Here is a 21,176-nt window from a genome sequence, read left to right on the forward strand (position 1 = left end):
CCCGTAGGGACGTAACAGCGCAGCGTCGGTTAGGCTAACCGCATCAAACCGACGCTACGCTGTTACGTCCCTACGGGACGACCGGTGACTACGTAGTTCAATTCACAGTTTTTTTGATCTAAAATTTCAGCAGATCTAAAATTCTCCGGTCAAACAAGTAGCGCACTTTTCTCTATTTACGGTTTCGGAGCCGGAGCAACCTTCGGCGTGGGCGCAACGCTCGGCTTCGGTGTGGGTGCCACAACCGGAGCAGGGGGTATGGCGGGTATGGCTGGCCGGATTGCATTCGCGGGTTTTGGTGGGCGTGGCGGGCGAACCGGAGTCGTTCGATTAACTTTCCGAGCAGATTCATGCAAACTGTTCAAATTCAGTTTCATCTCGCGAAGCTGTCGATCTATCTGCCGCTTTTGACTGCTTAATTCTCTGTTCAGATTTACATTCAGCTCTTTATTTAAGTTTAAATTTAACTCGTGATTGAGGTTCATAAAACCAACCAAACCGTCGCTATGTCTGCCGATTTCATCTGATAGCTCACCAATCTGCTCTTCAAGTTGTTCGGCTTCCCGCTTCAACTTGTCCATCGGCTGTTTAAACTCATCCTGCTTTGTATTGACGGTCTCAAACTGCTTATTCAGCTCTTCCATGTTGCCTTCCAGCTTCTTGATTTCTGGTTCAAGAGCGGCCAACTGCTTTTCAACGTCAGCCTGGCTAAGCTTCTGTTTACCGTCGTTGTGCAGTAACCGTTGATGTTTTTCAATCAAAGCATCCCGTTGCTCCATCAGTTTATCCTTTTTCCATTGTAAAACCTCACTGTTTCGGGTGATTTCTTCCATCGGAAACCTGAATTTCTCCATCTGTAGCTGTATTGACTGCATTTGTTGAGAACGTTGGGCTATCAACTGGCTTAGACTATCCATTTGCCGCTGGTGGTAGGCTCGTTGTTTATCGAGCGAATCAGAGGAAGTATTGAGATTTGAAACAGTCGCCATCGCATCACCAATCAAGCTGTTGTAGTTGATCTTCTCAACTTCTTTCAACATACTATCCACATTGACTGGGAATGTGCCCGCTGCGTTGGCGGCATCCAGGCCCGTTTTGATGATGTTGTTGTAATCGAGGTGCGCTAACCCGGCTGCCAATCCATCCATACCGTCGTCAAACGCATTGTTCTTCTCGATAATCGTCAGCAGAATGTCCCGGTCGGGTTGCTTGACGGCATCGAGTGAGAGTTGCCCGGCCATCACCTGATCGAGTTGGCGTTGTAGTTGGGCAACGCGGGTAGCCGGTAATTTCTGCCCTTTCCAGATGACGTAACTGACTTTCCTGTCGCCCGCCATACCGTATTCCGAATTGCCATCGACTTTGTGCCGCCGGGTGGCTTGCGGCTGAGTTGTGCGGGGTTTCGATTTCGGTTTCGGTTGCTTGTCCTGTTGCACGGCGTAGACCGACACGCTCACCAGCAACACCGTGGCCAGCGTCAGCCCCACCAAGCTACTGTTCGAGACAAACGGCCGCGTTTGAATACCCAGCACTCGCCGGACACGATGCAATAGTTGCTGCCGTTTCGTGGCGAATGCCATTGCCAGCGCGGGGGATTGCATGGTCTGTGTCAGGCGTAACTCTTCAACGCGGGCCAGTGCCTGCGCCAGAATGCGCCCGTCGCCCCCGATTGCCTGCACCGCCAGATCGTCGCAGCAGTGTTCGCGCTCTTCCCGCACCCGCGCCGATAGCCACCACAAGGCCGGATGAAAAAAATACAACACTTCCATCACCGACTGAAGCAGATTGACGGCGTAGTCGTGCCGTTTGATGTGTGCCAGTTCATGGGCCAGCACGGCTTCAACCTCGCGCACGGACAGGTTAGCGACCAGCCCAATGGGTAACAGCAACACCGGCTTTAGTATGCCTGCAACCATTGGTACCATAATCCGGGCTGATTCGCGCACCTGAACGACGGCCCGTATGGCCATCGCCGACCGTAACGCATCGGTTAACTCGGTCCATTTTTGAGTACTGGATTGTGTAGCGGTTCGGCTCAGGCGTTGCAGGTAGACCCAGCCACCCGCCAGCCGCAGCCCGAACAGAACCACGCCAATCAGGTAAATCAGCACAAATTGGCCTAAGTGAATTTCTAAAAATTGCTGCACCTGCTGGTGCCAGGGCAGGGTTTGAGCTATTGTCTGCCAGCGAACAGGCAGCGATTGAACTACCGTTGAACGAACGGCGGTGTTTACAAGGCTAACCGTCGGTTTATAGTACCAAACGAATGTAGCGGCCGACAGCAGCAACTGAGCCGTCAAGGTTAGTACGCTTATTTGGTAGCGAAGAGCACTCGACCGGTTTTGCAACAGGTGCAGAACCACTGCCGTTGGCAACACCAGCGCAAAACCCTGCCAAAGCGCGTGAAGCAGCGTCCAGCCCAGTGCATCGGCAGCGGAACCGGACAAAAAATCAGTTGGATTCATCGGCTGAATTGATTTGGTTTAACAGTTTTTTTATTTCGTCCAACTCCTGTCGCGAGGTTTTATGCTGGCCCAGTACCTGCATCACCAGCTTCGACGCCGAACCCCGGAAAGCCGTTTCAACGAAGCGGTCAACCAGGCCGCGCTGCGTGTCTTCTTCGGTTACGGCCGCTGCGTAGGTGTGTGATCGGTTGGTTTCCTCGCGGGTCAGCAACCCCTTTTCGTGCATAATCTGCATTAATTTGAGGGCTGTTGTGTAGCCAATATCCCGGCTTAAACTTAGTCGCTCGTGTACTTGCCGCACCGTGCTGGGACCACTTGTCCAGAGTACGTGCAGGATCTCCAGTTCAGAATCGGTTGGCTTCATCAAGTGTCTACGAATGATTTCGTAACAAACCTATACGAAACTATTCGTAGATGCAAATTGGTGAACAAAAAAGTTTTACAAAGGCTTTTTGATGTATCCTGGAAGGCCACATCCGGGTGTAATCTTTTTCAGCCGGACGTGGCCGCCGGAATGCCGTGCCACCAAGATACGCATATGGTTCACCAAGAAATCACCACTATTCTGACCCGTTCACTCCGCCAGTTTATTGGGGAAACTATTGAACTGAAAGATTGGGATACGGTCAAACCCTTTTATGACGATTTGCTCGATCGCCCCATCCATGATGCCGACGATTTGCGGCAGTGGTTCGCGAACCGGAGCGAACTGGAATCGTATCTGTCCGAAAATTTTGCGTGGCGCTATATCCGAATGACCTGCGACACGACTAACGAGGCTTTGATTCAGGAGCTTAACTTCTTTATTGAGCAGATTCAGCCCGCCATGACGGAGTACGGCAATGAGCTTGATCTGAAAGCCGTGAGCAGCCCTTACCTGAGCCAGTTGACCGACGAAGGTTATGAGGTGATGGTGCGGGGAATGAAGAAAGCCATCGAGATTTTCCGTAATGAAAACATTCCGCTTCAAACCGAAATTCAGACGGAGGAGCGCAAGTACGGGGCCATTGCCGGAGCCATGACCGTTTCCATCAACGGGCGGGAACTTACGCTGCCCGAAGCCAGCGATCTGCTGCAATCGACCGACCGGGCGGTGCGGGAAACGGCCTGGCGGAAAATCTGGGAACGGCGCTACAAGGACCATAACACGCTCGATCAACTCTTCGACCGGCTGCGCGACCTGCGCCATCAGGTAGCGGTCAATGCCGGGTTTGCCAATTTTCGGGATTATTCGTTTGCCGCCCTCGGCCGCTTCGATTACACCGCTGAAGACTGTTTTGATTTCCACGAGTCAGTTGCCGAAGCCGTAGTGCCGATGCTAAATCAATTGGCGAAGCAGCGAAAGCAGTCGTTGGGGGTCGATCCGCTCCGGCCTTGGGATAGCAGAGTCGATGTAGCGGGCCGCCCGCCCCTGAAACCGTTCGCTACCGGGGCTGAACTGCTCGAAAAAAGCATCGCTTGCTTCGACCGGCTCGATGTGGAGTTGGGGAACGACCTGCGCATTATGCGGGCAATGGGCCACCTCGATCTGGAGTCGCGAAAGGGCAAGGGACCGGGTGGCTACAATTACCCGCTCGAAGAAATTGGCGTACCGTTTATTTTTATGAACGCCACGTCGAGTCTGCGCGACTTAGTCACGATGGTTCACGAAGGTGGTCATGCCGTGCATTCGTTCCTGACGCGCGATTTACCGCTAAAAGCGTTCCGAAATCCACCGATGGAAGTGGCCGAGCTGGCGTCGATGAGTATGGAACTGCTGACGATGGACCACTGGGATGTGTTTTTCGATGATCCTGAAGAACTGCGCCGGGCGAAACTTCAGCACCTCGAATCCATTATTGAAACGCTGCCGTGGGTGGCCACTATCGACAAATTTCAGCACTGGATCTACGAAAATCCGGGTCATACCGTTGTCCAGCGCCGTCAGCACTGGCTCCGTATTTACGAACAGTTTGCCGATACCGTAACGGACTGGACTGGGGTTGCTCAGTACAAGGAATATGGGTGGCAGCGGCAGTTGCACCTCTACGAAGTGCCGTTCTATTACGTCGAGTATGGCATTGCGCAGTTAGGCGCGATTGGCGTCTGGCGAAACTACCGGCGCAATCCGCAGGCGGGTTTGCAGGGCTATAAAGCGGCACTGCAAATGGGCTATAAAGCGCCCATTCGTGACATCTACGCAGCCGCCAACGTTCCGTTTGATTTCTCACGCGAACACATTCGGGAGTTGATGGGTTTCGTCCGGGAAGAGATCGAAAAATTAGCCGTAAGTCGTTAGCAGGGTGCTGACGGGCCGATCTGCCAAAAAAACTGATGGCCAACGACTAACGACTAACGACTATTAACTAATTTTGTCCCATAATTTAGGCCCAAGTGATTATGAAACGTTTGTGGATTGGAGGAGTAGCCGTCGTGGCAATGCTGTCGCTGGCGTCCTGCGACTATCAGAAATATAATACGATTCGGCAGGCCGACGTCCGGGCGGGTGATTACGACCCCGACTATCAGGCGGGTGACGAAGAAGTGTACGGTAAAGGCAAAGACTCGGCGGCTGTGCAGTCGACGTATAAGTACACGCCAAACCCGGCCTTGGAGGAGCGGACGCAAAAAATTCGCGATAAACTGTTTGGCACCGGTACGATTGGTGAAGGGGCGTAACCAACGGGTAGACGCCTGATGAAAGCGGTAACGAAACCAGTATTGGCTTCGTTACCGCTTTTGCTATATAGGCCCTCAGGCTAAGACCTTGACCTGACGCATTGTTTTTTTTCTTTACTTTGCCCACCTGAATACAGCCGTTAATAGTATTATTCGGTTAACCAAACCGCTAAACGTACCAGAAACATCATGAATATTGCATTAGTCACGGGCTCGGCCGGTCTGATTGGCAGTGAAGCCGTCGCGTTTTTCGCCGACAAATTCGATCTCATCGTTGGCATCGACAACAACATGCGGCAGTACTTTTTCGGAGCCGACGGCTCCACAGAATGGAACCGCGACCGGTTAGCCGACACTTATGCTAACTACGCACACCGCCCGGCCGACATTCGGGAAGTAGCGCAGTTGGAAACGATTTTTCAGGAATTCGGCAAGGATATCAAATTGGTGCTGCACACGGCCGCGCAACCCTCCCACGACTGGGCCGCCCGTGAGCCGTTCACCGATTTTGGCGTTAACGCCGTTGGCACGCTGAATATGCTCGAAATGACGCGCCTGCACGCGCCCGAAGCTGTATTTATTTTCACCTCGACCAACAAAGTATACGGCGACAACCCGAACTTCCTGCCGCTGATCGAAACCGAAACGCGCTGGGAAATCGACCAGAACCACCCGTATTTTAAGGATGGAATCGACGAATTCATGAGTATCGACCACACGAAGCACTCCGTTTTTGGGGCTTCTAAAGTTGCCGCCGACGTGATGGTGCAGGAGTATGGCCGGTACTTTGGCATGAACACGGGCGTATTCCGGGGCGGTTGCCTGACGGGGCCAAATCACTCCGGGGCGCAGTTGCACGGGTTTTTGTCGTACCTGATGAAATGCGCCATCACGGGCAATCAGTACACAATTTTCGGCTACAAAGGCAAGCAGGTCCGCGACAATATTCATAGCTGGGATCTGGTGAATATGTTCTGGCATTTCTACCAGAAGCCTCGTTCGGGCGAAGTCTATAACGCCGGTGGTGGCCGCTACGCCAACTGTTCAATGCTCGAAGCCATTGCATTATGCGAAGAAATTTCGGGTAACAAAATGAATTACCAGTACTCGGAAACGAACCGCAGCGGTGACCATATCTGGTACATTTCTAACTTGAACAAGTTTAAGGAGCATTATCCCGGCTGGGACTGGACCTACGATTTAAAGGAAACGATGGTTCAGATTCACGACAGCATGGCGGCCCGCTTAGCCGTGGCGAAGTAAGGTAGTTTGCCCGACAACCGCCCGATGCCCCATTTCGATACGTACCCAATTCTGTACTCGCTACCCGTTTATGCGCTTTGCTGGGGGGTATTGTGGCTGGCTTTTCGCCCGACGGTGAATTGGCGGGTGTTCGTAATTCTGGCGGTTGGATTGCTGTTTCTGCTGCGTCTGCCCAGTATTGTGTTCAACGCCGAAGTCAATCCCGACGAAAGTCAGATGCTTACGCAGGCACTCACGCTGCGGCAAAATCCCGTTTATTTTCAGTCAGTGGATGGAACAACGGCCGGACCATTGGACAGTTATTTTCTGGTGCTGCCCGGTCTGCTCGGCCTGCCATTCGACTACATTACCGCTCACCTCACAGCCTTCGGATTAGTCGCCGTGTATCTATGGCTGTTGCTGTTGACGGCGCGGTTGTGGTTTGGAGAGACGGCTGCGCGGCTTGCGTTGCTGCCCGTCGTATTCATGCTTGGTCTGACCCAAAACGGTGACTTTCTGCATTATAACAGCGAGTTGATTGCGCTGGTGTTGCTGGGTGGGAGCTATTATCTGTATGCCACGCAGCTAACCCAAACCCAGCCCGCGCTGGGCCGCATTGCGCTGGCTGGTTTGCTGCTTGGTATGGTTCCGTTCAGCAAGTTACAGGCGGTTCCGTTAGCGGCAGTGATCGGCTTGTTCTTAGTCATTGACCTGCTGAGCCGCCGACGGGGGACGGTATCGGCTAAACTTGGGCAGATTGGGCTGCTGGGAATTTGCGCGGCCCTGTTCCCCCTGCTCGTCGTGTTGCTGACCTGGCTCAACGGTGTGTACGACGACTTTGTAACATTCTATATTCTCGGCAATTTCCAGTATGGCGGTAACACGAACCAACTGGAAAGCCTGCTGGACCTGCCCAATTTCTTTCGCAAGGGTGACGAATTTGACTGGCTTGTTAAACTAACAGCTGGGGTATGGCTCGTGGGTCTCGTGCTGGCGCTGCGTCGGAAAGCCGGGTTTAGTCGCAAAACGGGGCAAGTTGGCGGGTTCATCATCATGCTGCTCGTTGCAACGCTTTTTGCCATCACCCGAACCGGTTCCGGGTATGTGCATTACCTGTACTTTCTGACGGGGCCGCTGTTGTTCGGGTTGGGCTATGGCTGGCAGCAGTTGCTGGTTAACGACCGCCTGGGCTGGTGGGTGAGTGTGGTTGCATTGGCTGCTTTTCTTGGTCTGTTTGGTGTACAGACACTTCAGCGTTACCGGCACGGAATCGTTATCAACCCGTATCCATCCGACCGGCAGAACGGCTGGCGGCTGCAACCATCACCCGTGTCCAAGTTCGTAGCCAACTACGCCCGGCCCGGCGAGAAATTGGTGGTTTGGGGATGGCGCTGCGACTATTACGTGCAAACGCAGATGCCGCAGGGTGTCGCCGAGAATCACTCCATTCGCAGCGCATTTACGCATCCGCTGGTGGCCACGTATCAGCAGCGGTATGTGCGCGATTTTATGCGTTCGTTTCCACCCGTTTTTGTGGACGCCGTTGGTCGGAAGAATCTTTGGATGACGGACCGGAAAACGCAGGGGCACGAATTGATTAAACCGCTGGGCCAGTTTGTAGCGGCCCATTATAAATACGCTGGTCTTGTGAATGATGCCCGTATTTACGTTCGATATGACCGTGTTAAGGGCCACCCGGCTGCCAACCAACCACTTGCCGTTCGGTCCGGTTTTTGATGAGTTTTACTTGACGATACACCGCCCATTCTATGTGGACAAAAAAAGGACTTATTTACAAACCCGACGGCTCGCAGCCATTTAGCCGCACCCATGCGCAAGTCCCGTTCGGTTTTCCGATGGCCGATAAACTGCGTGTGTATTTTGCCACCCGCGACGAAAACAGCTCGTCGGCAACCTCGTTTGTCGAACTCGATTCCAGCGATTTATCAAAAGTCACCTACGTTCACGACCGGCCCTGCCTGACCAAAGGTGCGGTTGGAATGTTCGACGAAACGGGCGCTATGCCGTCGTGGTTTATGACCGTGCCCACTGATACAGGCGACGAAATCTGGTTGTATTACACGGGTTGGAATAAGAGCGAAACCGCCAGTTACCGGCTCGGTATTGGTCTGGCTATCAGCCGCGACAGGGGATTGACATTCGAGCGCAAATACACGGGTCCCTTGCTCGACCGGTCCATTTACGATCAGGTCTGGGTAGCGCAGCCCTGCGTCATGCGCGAAGAAAACGCCGATGGAACCGTCCGCTGGCGGATGTGGTATCTATCCTGCACTAAAATCGAAGTTATCAACGGCCATCCCGAACCATTCTACGACGTGAAATATGCCGAGTCTGTCGATGGCATTATCTGGGAACGTACCGGCCACGTCTGCGTAGGCTATGACAAATTCACCGACGCCATCGGCCGCCCGACGGTGTATAAGGAAGGTAGCTTGTACAAGATGTATTTCTCCTACCGAAACGCCACCAACTACCGCACCGACGTGCAACGCAGTTACCGCATTGGCTACGCCGAATCGACCGATGGTCTGGTTTGGGAGCGCAAAGACGACCAGGCAGGCATCGAACGGTCGGTCGACGGCTGGGACTCAATGATGATGGACTATTGCCATATCTTCCCGCACAACAACGAATGGGTTATGTTCTACAACGGCAATGGCTTCGGCGCGTCGGGCTTCGGCTACGCGGTGAAGGGAATGGATAATGTGGAATGAATAATGTAAAAGGGACAATGCCGCGTGGTCTTTCATTATTTATTCTACATTGTCCATTCTACATTATTCATTCTTTACCCTGCCCTGCCACACGCTAACAGAAGACCCTTTAATTTGGTACTTAAACGCCTATCGCCCTATTTTGCAGTGCGTTAATCCGTAAGCAATACACCATGAAAGAAGTAGCAAAATACCTCATAAAAGTTGATGCTGAGTTCAAAGATGGACGCATCGTTCCCGAAGTTCCGTATGAAGAGGTGATGCGGTTGGTCAACGAACCAAACATTGTCATTGTCAAAACCGGGATTTCGCAGGAACTGCTCAACGGAGCCATCGACGCTACCCGCGCTTGGTCGGCGGAGACGCCCTTGGCCGACGCCCCCGACACGTTCCGTAATAACCAGCACAAACACCGTCTGCACATTGCCAAAATCCAGCAGGCTCCGCAACTGTTCCACGATCATACGTTCGACGATCTGGACAGTATCGGTGGCAACTACAAAGAGAACCTGATGCCTGTTTTCGACCCGTTGCGGCAGTTTTGGAACGCCCTGACCGGCAACGACGAGCAGTTTGGCTTTCAAGAGGGGAAAGCTTATTTCCATCCCCAAATTACGCATTACCCAATGGGCGGCAGCTTTTTCGGACGGCACTGGCACCCGCTTCATCCGCAGCAGGTGGGGCAAATTCTGGCTCTAAACCAGTATGGGCAGGAATACCATTCGGGTGGTACGGGCTACATCATCAACGACACCATTGTTGAAACCGAAGGTCATCAGGATCGGGGCGACCTGATTTTGTTCCGGTACGATTTGCCGCACTGGGTTAGCCCGTCGAGCTTTGCCGACCGCTTCAGTTGGGACGACCCCGCCGGGCGTTGGGTGGCTATTTTGCCCTTTTACAACCCCTGGGGAACGCCCGCCGACAAGGATGAGCCGCAGGGCTGGAAAACGAAAATCAAAACGGCCAAAAACGAATCGACGGAAGCAGCCGCATAGACCGCAAATTGCGGTCAGCGCATGGCATGAAACCGTCCGCCCGGTGTTATCTTTGTTACCAACGAAGAACCCGGTTTGCACCCAGCTACCTGCGTGCGAACCGGGTTCATTTTAGCCTATGGTTAAAGTTAGTGTTCTGATTATCACTTATAATCAGTACAAGTTCATCCGCAAGGCCATTGACAGCGCACTTGCCCAGACAACCACATTTCCCATCGAAATTCTGGTTGGCGATGACTTTTCGACGGACGGTACGCGGGAGATTATCCAAGAATACGAACGCCAGCATCCCGGTTTGGTCATTGGCGTGCTGCACCCGCGCAACATGGGCAAGAACGGCGGTATCAACTTTTTGGAGACGCTGAAGTTAGCCAAGGGCGAGTATTATGCACTGATGGACGGCGACGACTACTGGACCGACCCGCTTAAACTCCAGAAGCAGGCCGACCTGCTTGACGCCCACCCTGACTATTCGACGGTATTCACCAATGCGCTGATTACCTACGAAGATGGAGCGCCGTCGCACCTGCTCAACGGCCCGGACATGAAGCCGTTTTACACGGTCGATGATCTAATTGGGGAAACCGAAATCTGGTTCATGGCTACGTCGAGTACGCTCTACCGCAATAGTATCAAAGAGTACCCAGCCTGGTTCAGCGATTCGTCGAGTGGCGATATTCCCCGCTTGATTTTAAAAGCGAAACTCGGCAAAATTGGCTACCTGCCCGACGTGACGACCGTATACCGCAAAAACCGGGCTGGTGCCAGTTACCACGACAATGAACGCGATGAGACGTTTCTGCGCAACCGGATCAGGATGTACAGCGATATAAACCGCGAGCTGGACCATAAATATGACCGCGTGCTGCGCCGGAACATCGCCCGTTACTACCGAATGATGCTCGATGCGAAGCAGTATGAGCAAAGTTATTTCCGCCGGGCGGGTCTGGTGTTCAAGTATTTATATTTGGGTCAACCCGGCTGGGACAAGGCGAAAGACGTGATCCGGGATTATGTTGTGCCCGAACCAATCCGAAAAATATATAGCACGATCCGGTTGTTACCGCATCGTTAATAGGTCGTTTTTTAGTGTTTGAGTGTATTATTTTTTAGCGCATCGAACACGTAAACACGCATGCACTTAAACGCTTATTCCATACCTGATAAGTTAAAACTACCGACACACTATGAAGCTGAGTGTTGTTATACCCGCCTACAATGAGGAAGAGTCATTGCCGCCGACGCTGCGGGTGCTGTATCAGACGCTGGCCAAACACGGGATTTCACACGAAATCTGCGTGACCAACGATAACTCGAAAGATGGAACGCTGCGAGTGTTGCAGGAATTAGCCGCTACCGAAATTCCAACGCTGGTGTATTACACCAACCCTGGTCCCAATGGGTTCGGTTACGCGGTTCGGTATGGGTTAGAGCGTTTCTCGGGCGATTGCGTGGCGGTGTTCATGGCCGACCTCTCCGACGACCCGGAGGATTTAGTTCGGTATTACAACAAGATGCAGGAAACTGACGTGGATGCTGTGTTCGGGTCGCGCTGGGGCAAAGGCGGCAAAGTGGTCGACTATCCGCCCCTGAAGAAAACCATCAACCGCGTCGCCAACTTCATCGTCAAAATGGTGATGGGTATCAAATACAACGACACGACCAACGCTTTTAAGCTTTACAAACGCGAAACCATTGAAGGCATAAAGCCGTTTCTGGCTCCTCACTTTAACCTAACCGTGGAACTGCCCCTGAAAGCTATTGTGCGGGGCTATAGCTACGAAGTTGTGCCCAATAGCTGGACGAACCGGAAATACGGTGAATCGAAGCTAAAGATCAAGGAGATGGGCAGCCGGTATTTTTTCATTCTGATGTATTGCCTGATCGAAAAGTATTTTTCGCAGGGTGATTTCCGCAAAAAATCAGTGGCATCGGTGCCGAAGTCGGTGAACCGGTGAGGTATGCTATCTCCGGATCTACCAGCCAAATAATTCCTTCAATCTCGGTAATTGATACACCAATAGCGTCTGGATAATTGCCCAGATTACTCCGCTAACGAGCATGTAACCGAATAGTTGACCCCGGTTGACGCGGAACGAAACGGCGAGGGCCGTGCCACCAATAGGCGTTAATAAGAGGGGAGTTAGAAAAGCGATGCCCGCCATGCCCGCCCGTTTCCAGATGCGAACGGCTAACCGGGTTCTGCTGGTAAATAATTTGGGTTTTCGCGACCGGTAGCGAGCCAGTAGCGCTTGAAGAGCCGCTCCGGCGTAGGTCACGACAATCACGCTCAGCATCATGCCAAGGGTCGTGCAAATGGCGGTTTCGAGCCAGGTTAGCCCCAATGCCAGACCCGACAACGGACCGCCGAAAAACTTGATGGCGCTGGCAAGGATGACGGAAGCGTACCGGGCAATCTCCATAGAACTTGGGTTGCGTCTGAAAACAACAGCTCAAAAGTAAGCGTTGTTTGCTGTATCTATGCCACTTATTCCCTCTGCTTACGCCGGACCGCCCGCTTATCAGTACAATGGTCATTTGTAAACGATCATTCCCAGCCTGACGCGCACCGTTATGGGCGTGACGTATAAGCGCGAACGGCTGACCCTTTCCGACAATGACTTTGTGGACTTAGACTGGATCATTCGCGGTAATCGGCGGCTGATTGTCTTGACCCACGGGCTTGAAGGTGACAGTAACCGACAATACATGCGGGGAACAGCTAAACTCTTCTCGGAGAACGAGTACGACGTGCTGGCCTGGAATTGCCGCTCGTGCAGTGGCGAAATGAACCGCGCCTTCCGGCTCTATAATCACGGCGAAATTGGCGACATCGGCGAAGTAATTCAACACGCCCTAAAAGCAAGACCATACGATGAAGTCGTGCTGATAGGCTACAGCATGGGCGGTAATATCACGCTGAAGTACCTCGGCGTTCAGGGAACGAACCTGCCAACTGCCATCAAATGCGCTGTTGCCATCTCCTCGCCAACGGACCTCGAAGCCAGTGCCCAACGGCTCGACCATCCCTCAAACCGGTTTTACCGCAATCGGTTTATGAAAAAACTATTGGTTAAAATAAGCCAGAAAGCGATTGGTTTTCCTGATCGCTTAGATATGACAAAACTGCGTCAGGTGAAACGCTGGCGTGATTTTGACGATTTTTTCTCGGCACCCATCAATAACTACCGCGACGCTGAGGACTTTTACGCGCAGGCATCGGCCGTCAATTTTATGAACGGCATTGCCATCCCAACCTTATTGCTCAACGCCCAGAACGACCCGCTCTTATCGCCGGAGTGCTCACCGGACTGGCTCGCCGAAACACACCCGCACATCTTCCTGGAAACGCCCCGCACGGGTGGCCACGTTGGGTTTGCGCTCATCCGCGATCCGCACACCTACGCCGAACGGCGGGCACTGTGGTTTGCGCAGAGGAAAGAAAATAGTTAAGTGTGTGGATGTTTGCTACAATTGCTGACGCATAGTCCTTCGTCCTTCGACAAGCTCAAGATGACCGCAATTGTAGCTTCATACGTTTGCCCTAAGTAACGCATCTAAAATCCGTTTATGAACATTGTTTATCTCGATTCGCACACGCTCAACCCCGGCGACCTCGATTGGGCACCCATTCGGTTACTCGGCGACGTAACCTTTTACGACCGCACCAGTCCCAGCGAATTGATTGAGCGGGCAAAAGACGCCGAGATTGTGCTGGTCAATAAGGTTAAACTGAACCGCGAAACGCTTGACCAACTGCCACAACTACAGTATATTGGCGTAACGGCCACCGGTTATGATATCATCGACACGGCAGCGGCCCGCGAACGCGGCATCGTCGTCACGAACGTAAAGGGTTACAGCACCGACTCGGTAGCGCAACTGACGTTCGCACTGTTGCTGGAATTGACGCACCGGGTTGGGCAACATACCGATAGCGTACGGGCGGGGGAATGGGTAGCATCGCCAGATTTCAGTTACACCAAAAGCCCACTGGTCGAACTGACAGGTAAGACGCTGGGACTCGTTGGTTACGGTGATATTGGTCGCAAAGTGGCCCAGATTGGCCGGGCGTTTGATATGAATATACTTGTGAACCGACGCAGTCCGCAGCCCACAGCGGAGGAGGGCGTGACGATTGTGAATCGTGAAACGCTGTTTGCCGAAAGTGACATTGTGTCGCTACACTGCCCGGCTACGCCCGACACTATTGGATTTGTGAATCGGAACTTGCTGGCGCAAATGAAGCCAACGGCCTGGCTCCTCAATACCAGCCGGGGGAGCCTGCTGAACGAAGCCGACGTGGCCGATGCACTGAACACCAGAACGATTGCCGGGGCGGGATTGGATGTTCTGTCGGTGGAGCCTCCAACGGCCAACAATCCGCTACTGACAGCTAAGAACTGCGTAATTACGCCCCATATTGCCTGGGCCAGTCTCGAAGCTCGCCAGCGGCTGATGTACATCGTGGCCGACAATGTTCGCGCCTTTCTGGATGGTGCGCCAGTAAATGTGGTTAATTGACCAACAAATGGCCTGCTACGAATCCGAAATGCGAACCAGATCCTCAATCTGATTAATTACCGTAGCATTGTCAGGCAGGCTAATGTCCTGACCAACAACCTGATAACCCGTTAGCAGCAGGTGGGCGTCGGGAAACGCTTTCACCAGCCGGTCAACATAAGGCTGTACTTCGTGGTTCGATGGCGTTGAGGTCAGCGCCGTAAAGATGAAGTCAGGTCGGTGAACGTTGTAGGCAAATACCAACTCATTGAACGGCAGGTTCTGGCCCAGATAGATTACTCTATTGTAGCGGGCGCGAACGATATAATTGGCAAAAAGCAGGCTAATCTCGTGTAATTCTCCCTCCGGTAGGTAAAGCATGTATTTCTTGCCGTTGGGGCGTTGTTTGTTCACTTGTCCATCAATGGCGACGATTATTTTCTGGCGAATCAAATTCGTGATGAAGTGTTCCTGCGCCGGACCTACCGATCCCGTCACCCATAGCGTACCGATTCGGTTCAGGAATGGGTAGATGATGTGAATCATCGTGTCTTCAAAGCCAAACTGGAGAATGTTCGTGCTGACAATTTTTTCGAAGCGTTCCTCGTCCAGGTCAATCATCGAAATCGTCAGGGCGTGAATCTGATCCGGGTAATTAAGCTGCCGGTCCGAAATCTTGATAACCTCCTGGTACATTTCCTCGATTGACAGCTTCGAGATCTCCGATATCTTATAGCCATGATCCTTCAGTAACGAGATATTCAGTACCAATTTCAGGTCCCGGTCGTCGTACGTGCGGATGTTTGTATCGGTTCGTTTGGGCGAAATGATGTTGTACCGCTGTTCCCAAATGCGCAGCGTATGGGCTTTTATGCCGGAGAGCTGCTCTAAATCTTTAATTGAATAATTGCTCATGCCCCAGAGTAGCTACACAGCCTGATTAGACAGTATTGGTATAGATTTCGTAAAATAAACCCTAAAATAAGGATTTTGTTTAACTTTCTACCTCAAATACATCAACAGATTGTGCAGCGCGAAAAAGAGGAACTGAAGAATGAGCAGCCACTTGGCTAATCGATTTTCCTTTTGAAAAGGAAGGGCATACCAAAGGCTGAACAACGTGGCCGACACGAGCCACCAGCCAGCGTAGTTACGCACGGGAACCGGTTGACCAAACCACGTCCAGAAATCCAGTTCTACGGCCACTGGTTCGATGAGAAAATCAAGCCCGACCATCAAGGTTGATGCGGCTATCACCTTCGCCCAAGTGGGCACGCGCAGTTGATCACAAACGGAGCCGCAACAGTACGAGAGCGTCAGCCAGTTTAGACCGATAACGGGCGGAACGGACCACAGCTGAGCGCCTAAGCCCCAACCGTAGGCATAGTGTCCAAAAATCAGACCCGTATGAACGCCCACTACCTCAACGAAGTAGCCAATCAGAAAGGTCAGTCCCGCATAAAGCCAGAAAGCTGGTCGCCAGTCGGCATGGTACAGCAACAGCACAATTAGGGAACTGATCAGGGTCAGTGGACTGAGTGGACGGAAGTAATGGGCTAAAATCGGCAAATGAAGGCCAATGGTGCCCGCTGCGTAGGCCAGCACCAGAACCGTTTTAATGGTTGGATGATACCGGGACGCTATGGGGATAGTGGCAGGCATGAGGGAGAAACCGCTTGTACCGAAGGAAAGTTGACGCGGTGGCCATAAAAAAAGCCCCGGCTGTCCGGGGCTATTATGAAGGGTGGGAGACGGGGCTCGAACCCGCGACCCCTGGTACCACAAACCAGTGCTCTAACCAACTGAGCTACAACCACCATTTTTGAGAATGCAAAGTTAATAGATAGTGAGTAATTGACAATGGATTTAATAGATAATGAATGATGTAAAATGGATAATGCAGGTTAATAACGCACACTATCGCACCGTTTTACATCATTCATCAGGCATTATTCATTAAGCTTACTTCCCCTGCTGATACCGCTGCTCGGCTGCGTTCCAGTCGACAACGTTGAAATAAGCAGCAATGTAATCGGGCCGACGGTTCTGATACTTCAGGTAATAAGCGTGTTCCCAAACGTCAAGACCAATAATGGGGAACCCTTTGGTATCAACTACATCCATCAACGGATTATCCTGATTGGGCGTCGATGTTACGGCCAGTTGGCCTTCGGGCGTCACAATCAGCCACGCCCAACCCGAACCGAACCGGGTAGTAGCCGCCTTCGCAAATTCTTCCTTAAAAGCATCATACGAACCAAACTTCGCCGTGATAGCCTCGGCTAATTCGCCCGTTGGCTGACCACCACCACTACCCGAAATCGTGTTCCAGAACATGGTGTGGTTGAAATGACCACCCCCGTTGTTACGCACCGCCACCGGCGACTGGCTTACGGTGGCCAACAGGTCTTCGATGGACTTAGCTTCCATTTCCGTGCCCGCAATAGCGTTATTGAGGTTCGTTACGTACGCGTTATGGTGTTTGCCATGGTGAATTTCCATGGTCTGCTTGTCAATATTGGGTTCGAGCGAATCGCTCGGGTAGGGTAGTGGATCTAAGACAAATGCCATTTTTGGGTACTGGTTTAGAATGAAAGACAGTTCGGTTGGAGTAACAAAGCCTGTTGACGTTATGTTCTTAAGCGCTGAAAAAACTTTGCCAGCAATGCCTGACTTTCATCGGCAAAAACGCCGGTTTCAAGCCGGGTTTTCGGATGAAGCAACGACGGCGTAATCCGGCTATAACCCCGTTTCGGATCGGGGGCGCCGATGACCAACCGGCTGACCTGCGCCCAAAATAAGGCACCCGCACACATCACACACGGTTCCAGTGTAACATAAAGGGTGCAATCAGTGAGGTATTTGCCGCCTAAGTGGTTGGCCGCAGCCGTAATGGCTACTAGTTCGGCATGGGCCGTCACGTCGTTTAGCCGTTCGGTCTGGTTGCGGGCTTTCGCGATGATTCGGTTTTGACAAACCACCACCGCCCCAACGGGAATTTCGCCATCGCCGGCGGCTTCTTCCGCCAGCCCAAGGGCAATTTCCATGAAATATTCGTCGGACATAGCATAGTCAGTCGGTTAGTCAATCAGTCGGTTAGTTGATCTGTTAATACCAGCTATCTGGCTAACTAACCGACTTATTGACTGACCAACTGATTCTACAACTTTATAACCTTTCTAACGGTATATCGGTCACCGACCTGAATGCGCAGGATATAAAGTCCGTTGGGCTGGGCACTTAAGTCAAGGTCGGTTCGGCGGCTACGTGTGCTGTGCTGCAACACGGATCGCCCCTGCATGGTAAGCAGGGAAATTTCAGCAGGGTCGCGGAGCAGCGGCAGATCAAGCTCCACCGTAAGTACGGTGCTGGTTGGAATGGGATAGACCGTCACCAACGGATCGAGCGAGTTATCCTCAACGCCCAGCAGGGGCAGTACCGAAACCGTTGCCGTGCCTGATCGAGGCCCGGTGCCACAACTGTTGGTCACGCTGGTGATGCGGTACGTGGTCGTGCGGGCGGGCCGAATTTCAGCCACGTAGGGGTTAACCGTCGTCACCGCCGAATAGCTGCGAATGCTGTCGGCGTAGGTTACTGTCCAGGGACCATCTCCCCCGAAGGCAATGGTCAGATTAGCAGGCGTTCCTTCGTAAATGGCCTGACTTCCCGTTAGCGCAGCCGATGGCAGCGACCGAATGGTTACTGGTGTCGGGCTGTTTGTTCCCGTAACGCCCACCTCAGGATTCAGCGCCTTAACCCGGACGAAATACTGCCCGCTTAGTATTGTGAGAGGCAATATCGCCGTCACGGGCGACGCGCTTGCCGTTGCCGGAATATCATACTTCTTGGTTGAATCGGCCAGACTGACCAACTCATATCGGAACGTATTGCCCGGATTAAACTGACCCGTTGTCGTGAACGGAACCGTCAGCGACATCCCGACGCAGAGTGTCGAGTTCGTTACGGCACCAGTTGCCACGGTCGGTATGCGCACGGTAACAACGGCAGTGGCCGGGTTGCCGGGCAGGCCGATGCCGCAGCCATTCCTAACGGCATTCACTTGGTAGGTGGTGTTACCGCGTGGCAAAACAGTGATGGTCGTGTCGTTGGTTAGTGAAGTGCCCGTGTAACCGCCCGTGATGGTATAGCTGTACGGAGCTGATCCGGTAAATGTCAGTTTCAGCGGTACTTTCAGGCCTAAATTTACATTGGAGATGGGGGCTGCCAAGGAAAGCGTTGGGGTCGTGTTGACGATAACCCGAATGGCGGACCGGGGGCTGTAGCACCCGTTACTACCGATTTGATAGACAAAGAACCGGTCGCCCGCCGGGTCAACGTTGGTGTTGAGCGTGGAGGGCGTCGGCGCATCATTCGTGATCCGGCCATAAGGGTCGAGCCACCGGGCACTGGCTCCCGGCTCAATGGTTGCCTGTAATGGGGTTGCCTGCGCATTGATGCAGTACATGACCAACGGCTTGGTCACGGCCGGAGCCGCCGTTGTTCTGACTGTCACCTGAAGCGTAGCCCGGTCTCCCTCGCACTCATTCACTGTTTGGCTAACCTGGTAGTTCTGAACGCCTGTCCGGTCGATGGCGGGCGTTGGGGCATTGGAGAGCGCGTCACCGTTCAGGTTGTACCAGCGCAGATTTTGTCCATTGGCCGACAATGCCGACACATTCTGGGCTGGCTGATCGGTTTGGGCTTGGCAAAAACTGAGGTTAGCCACACTGGGCAGACCCGGCAGGGGTTTAATGGTGACCACCAAATCAGCTTTGGGCCCTTCGCAGCCTTCGCTGCTTGTTTGCGATGCCCTAAATAATTGATCGCCAACGGTGTTTGTGACTGGTGTGGGAGTCCCTGCCAACTCATTTCCGGCCGCGTTAAACCATTTGATGTTCGAGCCGCTGGCCGAAAGCGGCTGCGCCTGGCGATTATTACAAAAACTGGTCCGGCTGACGCCCGGTGCGCCGGGCGTCAGCCGGACCAGTACGTTCAGGCTGGCGCGGGGACTCTCGCAGCCATCTAATTTTTGGCTCACGTAATAGGTGGTACTGCCGACGGTTGAACTGCTTAGGGCTGGTGCCGTGCCCGATGCGCTGCCACCCGCTGCATTGGTTCCGTACCAGTTGGGCGCTGCGTTGGCCACCAATGCAGCCGTTAGCGCTGGTGGTTGAGTACCCTGACAAAAACTTACCGCCGTCGTACCAGGCCTGTCAGGCGTGTCTTTCACTAATACCGGAATGGCCGTTCGCGGACCTTCGCAGCCGTTAACCATCTGGCTAACGTAGTATATGGTCGTGCCAACGACCGTTGTGCTGGGGACGGTTGCCAGAGTAGAACTCGTTCCGCCGGTAACACTGCCATACCAGCGCAGATTCTGGCCCGCAGCAGTGAGCGATGGGGCCGTTGTTCCTTCGCAATACGGACCCGGAGCGGTGGCTAATGGAGCGGCCGGTGAAGGGGTGAACGTAACCACAAGGCTGGCTCGTGTGCTTTCGCAGCCGTTTACCGTCTGGCTGACGTAGTACGTTGCATTGACCGTAGGAATTGGGCCTGTAGGCAATGCCGTTCCGCTGGTTGGGCTGGTGCCGTACCAGTTCAGCGTCCCGCCCGTCGATGGCGTAGCTGATAGTGCACTGGCCGTTTGCCCGGTGCAGTAGTTGACCGGACTGACGCCGGGTGCCGCCGGTTTTGCCCGTACCGAAACAGGAATGGGGGTGCGGGGTTTGCTCTCGCAGCCGTTCACCGTTTGGCTGACATAATACATTGACGATCCCGCAGCACTCGTGTTGGGTCTGGCTAAACTGGGATTGCCCGGTCCGTTCGGATTTGTGCCGTACCAGTTTAGCGTACCACCCGCCGATGGCGTAGCCATGAGCAAAGCCGGGTTGGGGTCGTCTTCGCAGTAGGGAAGGGGTGTGGTAATGGCGGGTGCGGCTGGCAGGGGATTAACAAGCAGAGCGTTTGTACTGGTCGTACCGACTACGGCCCGGCTGCTCGATACGACCCGAATTCGGTAGTTGGAGCCGACAGCAAGCGTCGAACTGATCGTGCCTGAAAGAGGAGATGTCGTTCTGATGGTACCAATAACCGTTGGATTGGCTGGGAACACGCCCGATGCGTCTGACAACTGAGCGGAGAAGGTGTTACTGCTGGCGAATGCGCCGGACGTTGTGAACAGTACGGTTACAGTTCCGCCGGTGCCAGCGCAAATGGAGTTAGGCGTCACAGCTCCGGTCGTGATCGTCTGGGCTTTACTGTGCGTGAATGCACTAACAAAGTACAAGTAGAAAAGAAGACAGAAGTAAACGTTGCGTCCTTTCATAGCGGGTATACTGAAACTGTTCAGGGTTTCAAAGTTAATAATTTTGCATGCGATATTCAGACGTTACAAGTCTCGGTGTATATGCATGACTGGTGCGAGAATTACTAAAATTTTATCAAAAATTACTGATAATCAGTCGTTTATTAGTCGGTGTACTTGCGTTCTTGTCTGGGTAAAGCAGAGGTGAGAACTACATAGCAATAAAAATGCCACTACCAATCGGCAATGGCATTAATTCATCAAATGATAG

General features: G+C 53.0%; 17 protein-coding genes, 1 tRNA gene and 1 pseudogene. 10 read left to right on the forward strand and 9 right to left on the reverse strand.

Annotated elements, in window-relative coordinates; translation table 11 throughout:
* Positions 1–176: 176 nt before the first annotated feature.
* Positions 177–2,465, reverse strand: a complete 2,289-nt coding sequence (locus tag ACYVHB_RS06695) for a M56 family metallopeptidase (RefSeq protein WP_461050793.1) — start codon at positions 2,463–2,465, stop codon at positions 177–179.
* Complete coding sequence (locus tag ACYVHB_RS06700) at positions 2,452–2,829, reverse strand: BlaI/MecI/CopY family transcriptional regulator (protein ID WP_461050795.1); 378 nt, start codon at positions 2,827–2,829, stop codon at positions 2,452–2,454. Before ACYVHB_RS06700 ends, ACYVHB_RS06695 begins: the two co-directional genes overlap by 14 nt.
* 174 nt (positions 2,830–3,003) lie before the next feature.
* Between ACYVHB_RS06700 and ACYVHB_RS06705 the strand changes: the two genes are divergently transcribed.
* The 8 genes from ACYVHB_RS06705 (at position 3,004) to ACYVHB_RS06740 (ending at position 12,056) form a co-directional block, all read left to right on the forward strand.
* Entirely contained in the window at positions 3,004–4,743 is a 1,740-nt protein-coding gene (locus ACYVHB_RS06705; protein WP_461050797.1) for a M3 family oligoendopeptidase, read from the forward strand.
* A 101-nt stretch (positions 4,744–4,844) separates the two neighbouring features.
* On the forward strand, positions 4,845–5,123 hold the full coding sequence (locus tag ACYVHB_RS06710; RefSeq protein WP_461050799.1) for an RNA-binding protein: 279 nt from the start codon (positions 4,845–4,847) through the stop codon (positions 5,121–5,123).
* A gap of 189 nt (positions 5,124–5,312) precedes the next feature.
* The gene (locus tag ACYVHB_RS06715; protein WP_461050801.1) at positions 5,313–6,386 is read left to right on the forward strand and encodes an NAD-dependent epimerase/dehydratase family protein; all 1,074 of its coding nucleotides are present in this window, start codon (positions 5,313–5,315) and stop codon (positions 6,384–6,386) included.
* 24 nt (positions 6,387–6,410) lie between these two features.
* Complete coding sequence (locus ACYVHB_RS06720; protein ID WP_461050803.1) at positions 6,411–8,102, forward strand: hypothetical protein; 1,692 nt, start codon at positions 6,411–6,413, stop codon at positions 8,100–8,102.
* Between the two features lie 32 nt (positions 8,103–8,134).
* Positions 8,135–9,100: a glycoside hydrolase family protein gene (locus ACYVHB_RS06725; protein ID WP_461050804.1), complete on the forward strand. Its 966-nt coding sequence runs from the start codon at positions 8,135–8,137 to the stop codon at positions 9,098–9,100.
* 173 nt (positions 9,101–9,273) lie between these two features.
* On the forward strand, positions 9,274–10,098 hold the full coding sequence (locus tag ACYVHB_RS06730; RefSeq protein WP_461050806.1) for a hypothetical protein: 825 nt from the start codon (positions 9,274–9,276) through the stop codon (positions 10,096–10,098).
* A 118-nt stretch (positions 10,099–10,216) separates the two neighbouring features.
* Positions 10,217–11,173 (forward strand): glycosyltransferase family 2 protein, encoded by a 957-nt coding sequence (locus ACYVHB_RS06735; RefSeq protein WP_461050808.1) that lies wholly within the window; start codon positions 10,217–10,219, stop codon positions 11,171–11,173.
* Between the two features lie 112 nt (positions 11,174–11,285).
* Complete coding sequence (locus ACYVHB_RS06740) at positions 11,286–12,056, forward strand: glycosyltransferase family 2 protein (RefSeq protein ID WP_461050810.1); 771 nt, start codon at positions 11,286–11,288, stop codon at positions 12,054–12,056.
* 18 nt (positions 12,057–12,074) lie between these two features.
* Here ACYVHB_RS06740 and ACYVHB_RS06745 read toward each other — a convergent pair whose 3' ends face one another.
* A complete protein-coding gene (locus ACYVHB_RS06745) occupies positions 12,075–12,521 on the reverse strand; it encodes a hypothetical protein (protein WP_461050812.1) in 447 nt (148 codons plus the stop codon).
* 58 nt (positions 12,522–12,579) lie between these two features.
* On the opposite strand from ACYVHB_RS06745, the pseudogene ACYVHB_RS06750 reads away from it, so the two are divergent.
* Both ACYVHB_RS06750 and ACYVHB_RS06755 read left to right on the forward strand, forming a co-directional pair.
* A pseudogene (locus ACYVHB_RS06750) lies at positions 12,580–13,551 on the forward strand (YheT family hydrolase).
* A gap of 117 nt (positions 13,552–13,668) precedes the next feature.
* On the forward strand, positions 13,669–14,622 hold the full coding sequence (locus tag ACYVHB_RS06755) for a D-2-hydroxyacid dehydrogenase (protein WP_461050814.1): 954 nt from the start codon (positions 13,669–13,671) through the stop codon (positions 14,620–14,622).
* A gap of 15 nt (positions 14,623–14,637) precedes the next feature.
* Here the strand turns inward: ACYVHB_RS06755 and ACYVHB_RS06760 are convergent, their stop codons facing one another.
* The 6 genes from ACYVHB_RS06760 to ACYVHB_RS06785 form a co-directional block, all read right to left on the reverse strand.
* A complete protein-coding gene (locus tag ACYVHB_RS06760) occupies positions 14,638–15,516 on the reverse strand; it encodes a MerR family transcriptional regulator (RefSeq protein ID WP_461050816.1) in 879 nt (292 codons plus the stop codon).
* Between the two features lie 87 nt (positions 15,517–15,603).
* On the reverse strand, positions 15,604–16,263 hold the full coding sequence (locus tag ACYVHB_RS06765) for a carotenoid biosynthesis protein (RefSeq protein ID WP_461050818.1): 660 nt from the start codon (positions 16,261–16,263) through the stop codon (positions 15,604–15,606).
* Between the two features lie 80 nt (positions 16,264–16,343).
* A tRNA-His gene (locus ACYVHB_RS06770) sits at positions 16,344–16,419 on the reverse strand.
* Positions 16,420–16,563: 144 nt separating this feature from the next.
* Complete coding sequence (locus ACYVHB_RS06775) at positions 16,564–17,172, reverse strand: superoxide dismutase (protein WP_461050820.1); 609 nt, start codon at positions 17,170–17,172, stop codon at positions 16,564–16,566.
* 59 nt (positions 17,173–17,231) lie between these two features.
* Positions 17,232–17,666, reverse strand: a complete 435-nt coding sequence (locus ACYVHB_RS06780; protein WP_461050822.1) for a nucleoside deaminase — start codon at positions 17,664–17,666, stop codon at positions 17,232–17,234.
* A 95-nt stretch (positions 17,667–17,761) separates the two neighbouring features.
* Entirely contained in the window at positions 17,762–20,926 is a 3,165-nt protein-coding gene (locus tag ACYVHB_RS06785; RefSeq protein ID WP_461050824.1) for an Ig-like domain-containing protein, read from the reverse strand.
* Positions 20,927–21,176 lie beyond the last annotated feature (250 nt).

The sequence above is a fragment of the Spirosoma arcticum genome, from assembly GCF_054779955.1.

Excerpts from the sequence above, each read along its gene's own strand:
- ACYVHB_RS06735 (WP_461050808.1), top strand. The coding sequence starts at position 10,217 with ATGGTTAAAGTTAGTGTTCTGATTATCACTTATAATCAGTACAAGTTC.
- ACYVHB_RS06775 (WP_461050820.1), bottom strand. The coding sequence starts at position 17,172 with ATGGCATTTGTCTTAGATCCACTACCCTACCCGAGCGATTCGCTCGAA.
- ACYVHB_RS06715 (WP_461050801.1), top strand. The coding sequence starts at position 5,313 with ATGAATATTGCATTAGTCACGGGCTCGGCCGGTCTGATTGGCAGTGAA.
- ACYVHB_RS06785 (WP_461050824.1), bottom strand. The coding sequence starts at position 20,926 with ATGAAAGGACGCAACGTTTACTTCTGTCTTCTTTTCTACTTGTACTTT.
- ACYVHB_RS06720 (WP_461050803.1), top strand. The coding sequence starts at position 6,411 with ATGCCCCATTTCGATACGTACCCAATTCTGTACTCGCTACCCGTTTAT.
- ACYVHB_RS06695 (WP_461050793.1), bottom strand. The coding sequence starts at position 2,465 with ATGAATCCAACTGATTTTTTGTCCGGTTCCGCTGCCGATGCACTGGGC.
- ACYVHB_RS06705 (WP_461050797.1), top strand. The coding sequence starts at position 3,004 with ATGGTTCACCAAGAAATCACCACTATTCTGACCCGTTCACTCCGCCAG.
- ACYVHB_RS06725 (WP_461050804.1), top strand. The coding sequence starts at position 8,135 with ATGTGGACAAAAAAAGGACTTATTTACAAACCCGACGGCTCGCAGCCA.
- ACYVHB_RS06700 (WP_461050795.1), bottom strand. The coding sequence starts at position 2,829 with ATGAAGCCAACCGATTCTGAACTGGAGATCCTGCACGTACTCTGGACA.
- ACYVHB_RS06730 (WP_461050806.1), top strand. The coding sequence starts at position 9,274 with ATGAAAGAAGTAGCAAAATACCTCATAAAAGTTGATGCTGAGTTCAAA.
- ACYVHB_RS06780 (WP_461050822.1), bottom strand. The coding sequence starts at position 17,666 with ATGTCCGACGAATATTTCATGGAAATTGCCCTTGGGCTGGCGGAAGAA.
- ACYVHB_RS06745 (WP_461050812.1), bottom strand. The coding sequence starts at position 12,521 with ATGGAGATTGCCCGGTACGCTTCCGTCATCCTTGCCAGCGCCATCAAG.
- ACYVHB_RS06740 (WP_461050810.1), top strand. The coding sequence starts at position 11,286 with ATGAAGCTGAGTGTTGTTATACCCGCCTACAATGAGGAAGAGTCATTG.
- ACYVHB_RS06755 (WP_461050814.1), top strand. The coding sequence starts at position 13,669 with ATGAACATTGTTTATCTCGATTCGCACACGCTCAACCCCGGCGACCTC.
- ACYVHB_RS06710 (WP_461050799.1), top strand. The coding sequence starts at position 4,845 with ATGAAACGTTTGTGGATTGGAGGAGTAGCCGTCGTGGCAATGCTGTCG.
- ACYVHB_RS06760 (WP_461050816.1), bottom strand. The coding sequence starts at position 15,516 with ATGAGCAATTATTCAATTAAAGATTTAGAGCAGCTCTCCGGCATAAAA.
- ACYVHB_RS06765 (WP_461050818.1), bottom strand. The coding sequence starts at position 16,263 with ATGCCTGCCACTATCCCCATAGCGTCCCGGTATCATCCAACCATTAAA.